Here is a 7,618-nt window from a genome sequence, read left to right on the forward strand (position 1 = left end):
AGCCCACCAACCCCTCCCAGCCCGTCCGGCGCTTGAGGACAACACCCCCCGAACACCAACAGGCGAACCCCGAGCCCACCAACTCCTCCCAGCCCGTCCGGCGCTTGAGGACAACACCCCGCCCGAACGCCAACCGCGCGCGCAGGAACCGGCCGCCCGAGCGAACGCCCCGGACGCCCCGGACGCCCCGGACGCCCACCCATTCACCCCGGCGTCTCACCCATGGCCGCACAACCCGCCCCAGGCAACGCTTGACCCATGACACAGCAATCACCGCACCCCCACCCCCACCCCCAAACCCCCGCGCGCAACGCGCAACCCCCGCAGGGGCGGATCCTTGTCCTCGGCGCCACCGGCAAGACCGGCTCGCGAGTAGTGACCGCCCTCCGCAACCGTGACGTCCCCGTCTACGTCGCCTCCCGGTCCCCCCAAGGGCACGTCGACGGCCGCTACTTCGACTGGCAGGACCGATCCACCTGGGCCCCCGCCCTCGAAGGGGTCACCGGCGTCTACATCGTCCCGCTCGACGGCGTCCCCGCCACCCCGGACTTCGTCGCCCAGGCAGTGGCGGCCAACGTGCAACGCATCGTCCTGCTGTCCGCGCGGGGCGTGGACACCCCCGGCTACTTCGGTGAGGCCGACCCCGCGAACGAAGCCCGTCAAGACGCCGAGCGCGCCGTCCGTACGTCCGGGGTCACGTGGACGATCCTTCAACCCGGTTGGTTCGCCCAGAACTTCAGCGAGGGCCAGTTCCGCGACGAGATCCTCACCGGCGAACTCCGGCTCCCCGTCGGCGCCAGCGCGGCGACCTTCGTCGACGTCGAGGACATCGCGGCCGTAGCCGCCGCGGCCCTCCTCGACGACGGTCACGCCGGCCGGACCTACGAACTCTCCGGCCCCCGAGCCCTGACCGTCGCCGAGGCCCTGGCCGAGATCACGGCAGCCACCGGCCGCCCGAGCCGCTACGTCGCGGTCGACCCCGCCGCCTACCACGCCGAACTCGTCGCCGCCGGCCTCCCCGAAGCCGACGCCCAGAGCTGGATCGCAGCCCTGAGCGCCATCCACCGCGGCCTGGAGGCCAAGCTCTCCGATGGCCTCGAACGGGCCCTCGGCCGCTCCCCCCGCGACTTCACCGACTTCGTCGAATCCGCAAACGCCGCCGGAGCCTGGACCCCCTGACCCACCGCCGATCACCCACCACGCCCCCAGCGCCCCCACCGCACCACCGCCGCCGCCGGCCCTGGACCCACCCGGTCCAGGGCCGGCAGCACGACCACCCCGTCACCCCCGAATGTGCGGACCCCCGGTGCCTACGAGAGCGCCCCGACCACATCCGCTGCCCGGCCCGTCGCCCCCGGGACTCGACGTCGTGCCCGCCTTTCGCGCGTCGTCCGCAACCCCTTTCGCCGATCGAAGCCGCTTCCGCATTCCAACAAAGGCCGCCACCCCCGAACCGCCGAACCACCAACCACCGGACACACACCAAAGAATCAACCAACCGAACACGAAACCAGAAACCAGAACGAGAACCAAAGAACCAAAGAACCTAAAAGCCAATCCAACCAAACCAAACAAAGAACAAACGGCCAAGCGACCCGACAACCCGATCCGATTGACCCCGCAACCGTCGAATGCATCCGTTCGATACATCCTTCGGATACTCCGGTCGCCGGGTTCGGCTATTCGAGGAGATCCACCTCGGCCGCACAACAAAGATCAACACGGTCTCGTCACCACCCGCATACCGAAGCCACCTCGGCACGGTTTTCGGACACGATTCACCCGAACGCATCCCGGATCGCCCGCAAGGGCTAATTCCGGCCCTCTTACGGCCGTACTCGTCACCCGGTCGCCACGGGGTCCGGCGCCCGCGGGACGGTTTCCGGCCGGCTCCCAAGGTAACGACCAGAGCACGATCCACTCGGGAGGCTCCGTCGGCCGACGTCTCGGGCTCGGGTCACGCACGATGGAAGTTACGCCGAACGAGGATCCGACCCGGCAATCGGGAGCCGGTCGCCGAACCCACCACCATCCGGGACCCGAACCGGCCTCAACCCTTGTCCTACCGGCCCACTGTCCCTACTCCCACGGCCGATCCGAAGCCCTGATGCACACCCGCACACCACCCGTATGATGGAAGTGACCCAGGTCACCCTCGACGGGGCGTAACACTTCTGCCGATCGGAGCGATGCCTTGAGTGGCGCCGGCAGCGCCGACGCATCCGGTCCCGCGGGTGCGTCATCGATTCGGTGTAGTTGCGGCGCCGCAGCATGCCCGCGTAAACCGAGAGGTTATTTGTGACCCCGAGCTCGTCCAGCACGCTTCCGAACAGAATCGCCGAATCCGAATCTTTGGTGGCGCTTATCGAGCGCGGCCGGGCCGAAGGATCCATTACCGGCGAGGACATACGCCGAGCCTTCGAAACCGATGCCATCCCTGCGACGCAGTGGAAGAGCATTCTCCGCAGCCTCAACGAGGTTCTCGACGAAGCCGGCGTGACGCTGACCGTCAACCCGGTCAAAGAGACCCAGCGGAGGGAAGTAGCCACCACTCGGCGATCTGTCAAGAAGACGCTATCCACGCGCTCAACCCGTGTCAAGAACACAGAGGCGTCCCCCGCGCAAGTCGCGACCACGGCAACGGAATCCGGAGAGTCCGTCGTGGAATCTGCTCCGAAGCCGAAGAAGGCAGCAGCCAAGAAGAAGACCGCTGTCAAGAAGACCACCACCGAGACGACCACCACCGAAACCGCAGCCGGCAAAGACGGCGAGGCGCTGGTCGAAGAAGATCTGTTCGACGAGCCCGCAGAGGCGGCGGCCCCCGAGGTCGGCCCGAGTGGATTCGTACTGACGACCGACGAGGACGACGCGCCTCAGCAGCAGGTCACCACGCCGGGTGCCACCGCGGACCCGGTCAAGGACTATCTGCGGCTGATCGGCAAGGTCTCGCTGCTCAACGCCGAGCAGGAGGTGTCGATCGCCAAGCGCATCGAGGCCGGCCTGTTCGCGCTGGAGAAGCTGGACTCCGAGCCGGGCATGACGCCCGAGTTCCGGCGTGAGCTGGAACTCGTCGCCGAGGACGGCAAGCGCGCCAAGAACCACCTCCTCGAGGCGAACCTGCGCCTCGTGGTATCGCTCGCGAAGCGCTACACAGGCCGCGGCATGCTGTTCCTGGACCTGATCCAGGAGGGCAATGTCGGTCTCATTCGTGCGGTCGAGAAGTTCGACTACACGAAGGGCTTCAAGTTCTCCACCTATGCGACATGGTGGATTCGGCAGGCGATCACTCGTGCCATGGCCGACCAGGCGCGGACGATCCGTATCCCGGTCCACATGGTCGAGGTCATCAACAAGCTCGCCCGCGTGCAGCGTCAGATGCTCCAGGACCTGGGCCGCGAGCCCACCCCGGAGGAGCTGGCCAAGGAACTCGACATGACCCCCGAAAAGGTGGTCGAGGTCCAGAAGTACGGCCGCGAGCCCATCTCGCTGCACACCCCCCTCGGCGAGGAGGGCGACAGCGAGTTCGGCGACCTCATCGAGGACACCGAGGCGATTCGCCCGGCCGACGCGGTGAGCTTCACGCTCCTCCAGGAGCAGTTGCACTCCGTGCTCGACACGCTGGCGGAGCGCGAGGCAGGCGTCATCTCGATGCGCTTCGGCCTCACCGACGGCCAGCCCAAGACCCTCGACGAGATCGGCAAGGTGTACGGGGTCACCCGTGAGCGCATCCGCCAGATCGAGTCGAAGACCATGTCGAAGCTGCGCCACCCGTCCCGCTCCCAGGTCCTGCGCGACTACCTGGACTAGAGCAGGCCCCCGGGTACGGACGGACCACCGATTCGGCGGCTTCCGTCCGTACCCGGCGCTCAACCTCCGCCACCGCACGCTCTCGATCGCATGGTGGCCCCGCCCGATCGCATGTGCCCCGCCCGATCGCGCACAGCCCGCTCGATCCCCCTTCGCGCCAGGCGGGCCGGCGGGTTCACGGTTCCAGTCTGTTGGGTCCGCGGAAGAGGAACGTGGCGTCGCGAATCGACGGCAAGCCGAGCAGCAGCATCAGCACTCGGCTCAGGCCCAGTCCGAAGCCGCCGTGCGTGGGCATCCCGAAGCGGAAGCAGTCCAGATACGACGCGAGCGGTGCCGCGTCCATGCCCTTCTCCCGGAGCTGCCCGAGCAACCGGTCGTACCGGTGCTCACGCTGCGCGCCCGTGGTGATCTCGACTCCCTTCCACAGCAGGTCGAAGCTCTCCGTGACGGTCGGGTCGTCGTCCGGCCGCAGGTGGTAGAAGGGCCGAACCGAAGCCGGGAATCGAGTGACGAACACGAATGCGTGGCCTGTCTCTTCGGCGATCAGCGCGGCGAGACGGCGTTCGCCCTCGGGGTCGAGGTCGACGGCCGCTCCGGCCGGGTCCCATCCCGCGGCCCGAAGCCGGGTGAGCGCGTCGGCCATCGCGATCCGCGGGAACGGGGTCGCGGGCACCGTGACCTCGACACCCAGCAGGCGCTCGATCTCGGCGCCGTGCCGGTCGCGGACGTCGGCGAGTACGGCCACGAGCATCCGCTCCTCGAAGGCCATCACGTCCCCGACACCGTCGATCCACGCGAGTTCGGCGTCCACACCGGTGAACTCGGTGGCGTGCCGCGACGTGTACGAAGGCTCCGCGCGAAAGACCGGGCCGATCTCGAACACCCGGTCGATGCCGGCCGCGATGGCGGTCTGCTTGTAGAACTGCGGCGACTGGGCCAGGTACGCCGAGCGTCCGAAGTAGTCGACGGTGAACACCTCGGCGCCCGACTCCGACGCGGTACCCATCAGCTTGGGTGTGTGCATCTCGGTGCAGCCCTCGGCCGCGGCGACGCGGCGCATGGCCTGTTCGACCGTGGTCTGGACGTCGAAGACCAGGCGCCGTTCGGGGCGGCGCACATCGAGGAAGCGCCAGTCCTGACGGCGGTCCGGGCCGGTGTTGCGGTCGATCGGCAGGCCGGCCTCGGCGAGCGAGACGATCTCCACCCGCTCGGGGCGAATCTCGATCCCCGCGAGCTTCACCACGGGGTTGGCCACCACCCTGCCGATGACCTTGACCGCCGACTCGACGGTCACCCGTTCGAACGCCGCCTCGATCGCATCGTCGGCGCCGCCGCGCGCGTGGGTGACCTGGACGCTGCCGGTGTGGTCGCGCACGACCGCGAACTGCATCCGCCGCTGGAGTCGAAGGGTGTCGATCCATCCGTACACGGTGACCACGTCGTCGAGGCGTCCGGTCAGGTCACGGACGAGGGTGCGCGTGGGCAGGGTACGCGTCATGGCGGCAACTCCCTTGGTCGCGGGCGCGTTGGTCGCGCCGAGTGCAGCGAGCGGTAGACGGCCACTCGCGGGGAACGTCAGCGTAGAACGCGCCTCGGTCCGTGTCTGCGGGTTTTTCGCGGTCGCGCGCCCCTCGGTCAGGTCGGACGCATACCCGGCAGGGCGGCAAAACACCTGACATATCAGGGATGCGAAGACATGAACTCCCTTCCGACGAACGACAATTGGCCGTTCAGAGGGTTGGCTTCGGCCTACCATCGCAGCTGACCCGGGCAATGTGCCCGTGTGGCCCTCCCACCGGCGACCTCGAGGTGTTGACACGATGTCCGAGCCCGACGCGAACCAGTCCCAGCAGACCGAGCGGGCTCCGGCCGGCATCGATGTGAACGTGCCGAGCGTCGCGCGCATCTACGACTTCCTGATCGGTGGCAAGGACAACTACGCCGCCGATCGCGAAGTGGCCCGCAAGCTCGTCGAGGTGGTGCCGGGGCTCGAAACCGACTCCGCCGCGCACCGTGCGATCCTGCATCGTGGGGTTCGCTTCCTCGTCGAGCAGGGCGTACGGCAGTTCGTCGACCTCGGTTCGGGCCTGCCGACCGCGCAGAACACTCACCAGGTCGCGCAGGGGATCGCTCCGGAGACGAACGTCGTCTACGTCGACAACGACCCGATCGTGCTCGCGCACGGCCGCGCACTGCTGGCCGAGAACAACCGCACCACGGTGATCACCGCCGACCTGCGCGAGCCGAAGTCGGTCCTGGAGCACCCGGACCTGCTGCGCCTGATCGATTTCGACGAGCCGATCGGCCTGATGCTGCTCGGCGTCATCCACCACATCAACGACGACGAGGACCCGGCCGGTCTGCTGCGCACCTATCTCGACGCGCTGCCTTCCGGGAGTTGGCTCTTCCTCACCCACTTCCTGCACTCGGGGCCGGAGTCGGAGAAGCTGGAGCGGGTCATGCAGGGGTCGCACAGCTCCGGTCGCTTCCGCGAACGCGACGAGATCGCGGCCTACTTCGAGGGCCTGGAGACGGTCGATCCCGGCCTGGTCCACATCGCGATGTGGCGTCCCGAGGAGCCTGTCGACGAGGCGAGCCTGACCGTCGAACAACGCCTGGTCGTCGGCGCGATCGCCCGCAAACCGTAGGTGGGCACTCGGAACAGTCCTCTCGACAGGGCTCCATGGCGAAACCCGAGGCCGACTCCGAGCCGGCACCCATCGCACACCCTCCGGGTGGGTCGGGCGTGATCTGCATCCGGGGTTGTCCGGGGCCGGCAGTCGACGCACCGTGCGCGAGCGCCTACCCGGCGGCGTTGGCGGCGTTGTGTCGTGTGCCGCCTCCGTCGCCGGGCCCCTGAGGCGACGTCAGATCTGTCGGGTCGCCGGCATTCCGGAGCGGCCCGAGGCTTCGGGCCTGACCGCGAGGACCTGATTGACGCCGATCCGGTTCTGCTCGAAGGCGAGCGCCGACGCGGCCATGTACATCCGCCAGATTCGGGCCCGCCCGGGTCCGGCCAGGCGGAGCGCACGCGGCCAGTCGGCCTCGAGGTTGGCGACCCACGCGCGCAGCGTCAGCGCGTAGTGCTCGCGCAGCGCCTGTACGTCACGCACCTCGAAGCCGGCCTCCTCCAGGATGGCGACCGTCGGCCCCAACGGCGTCAGCTCACCGTCGGGGAAGACGTAGCGGTCGATGAACTCGTCGACGTGGTAGGACTCTTCGTCGTCGGTGGGGCGCCGGGCGATCTGGTGGTTGAGCAACCTGCCGCCGGGGCGCAGGAGCGCGTAGAGCAGGTCGGCGTACACCCGGTACTGGGCGCGGCCCACGTGTTCGGCCATGCCGATCGAGGAGATCGCGTCGTAGGGCTCGTCGGTGAGTTCGCGGTAGTCCTGGACCCTGATCTCGATGTGCCCGTCGAGGCCCGCGTCGGCCACGCGCTTGCGGGCCAGTTCGGCCTGTTCGCCGGAGATGGTGATGCCGACGACGTCGACGCCGTAGTGCTCGGCGGCGTGCAGCGCCATCGAGCCCCAGCCGCAGCCGACGTCGAGCAGGCGCATCCCGGGGGCGAGCGCGAGTTTGCGGCAGATCAGGTCGAGCTTGGCCCGCTGGGCGTCTTCCAGGGTCGCGTCGGGCCGGTCCCAGTAGGCGCACGAGTAGACCATCGAGGGGCCGAGCACGAGGGCGTAGAAGTCGTTGCCGACGTCGTAGTGGTGGCTGATCGCGGCCCGGTCCCGGCGCAGGCTGTGCGCGACCCCGCGGCGCCGGCGGACCTCCTCGTCGGGTGGCGGCGGGGGTAGCGGCGGTCCGGCCA

Annotated in this window: 6 protein-coding genes; 3 read left to right on the forward strand and 3 right to left on the reverse strand. The window is 68.6% G+C overall.

Features of this window, described 5'->3' with window-relative positions; genetic code table 11:
• On the reverse strand, positions 1-199 hold a 199-nt coding region (locus GT354_RS54985; RefSeq protein ID WP_237535865.1), incomplete at its 3' end, for a hypothetical protein.
• Between the two features lie 59 nt (positions 200-258).
• Here GT354_RS54985 and GT354_RS38300 point away from each other — a divergent pair.
• Both GT354_RS38300 and GT354_RS38305 read left to right on the forward strand, forming a co-directional pair.
• Complete coding sequence (locus GT354_RS38300; protein ID WP_161360995.1) at positions 259-1,179, forward strand: NAD(P)H-binding protein; 921 nt, start codon at positions 259-261, stop codon at positions 1,177-1,179.
• Between the two features lie 1,119 nt (positions 1,180-2,298).
• Positions 2,299-3,807, forward strand: coding sequence for an RNA polymerase sigma factor (locus GT354_RS38305; RefSeq protein ID WP_161360996.1), 1,509 nt, complete (start codon positions 2,299-2,301; stop codon positions 3,805-3,807).
• Positions 3,808-3,982: 175 nt separating this feature from the next.
• Here the strand turns inward: GT354_RS38305 and aspS are convergent, their stop codons facing one another.
• Positions 3,983-5,305, reverse strand: coding sequence for an aspartate--tRNA(Asn) ligase (aspS, locus tag GT354_RS38310; RefSeq protein ID WP_161360997.1), 1,323 nt, complete (start codon positions 5,303-5,305; stop codon positions 3,983-3,985).
• A 322-nt stretch (positions 5,306-5,627) separates the two neighbouring features.
• On the opposite strand from aspS, the gene GT354_RS38315 reads away from it, so the two are divergent.
• Entirely contained in the window at positions 5,628-6,455 is an 828-nt protein-coding gene (locus GT354_RS38315) for an SAM-dependent methyltransferase (RefSeq protein WP_161360998.1), read from the forward strand.
• A 219-nt stretch (positions 6,456-6,674) separates the two neighbouring features.
• Here the strand turns inward: GT354_RS38315 and GT354_RS38320 are convergent.
• A partial coding sequence (locus GT354_RS38320; protein WP_161360999.1) for a cyclopropane-fatty-acyl-phospholipid synthase family protein occupies positions 6,675-7,618 on the reverse strand: 944 nt, incomplete at its 5' end.

Source organism: Streptomyces sp. SID3343, from assembly GCF_009865215.1.
GTDB lineage: Bacteria > Actinomycetota > Actinomycetes > Streptomycetales > Streptomycetaceae > Embleya.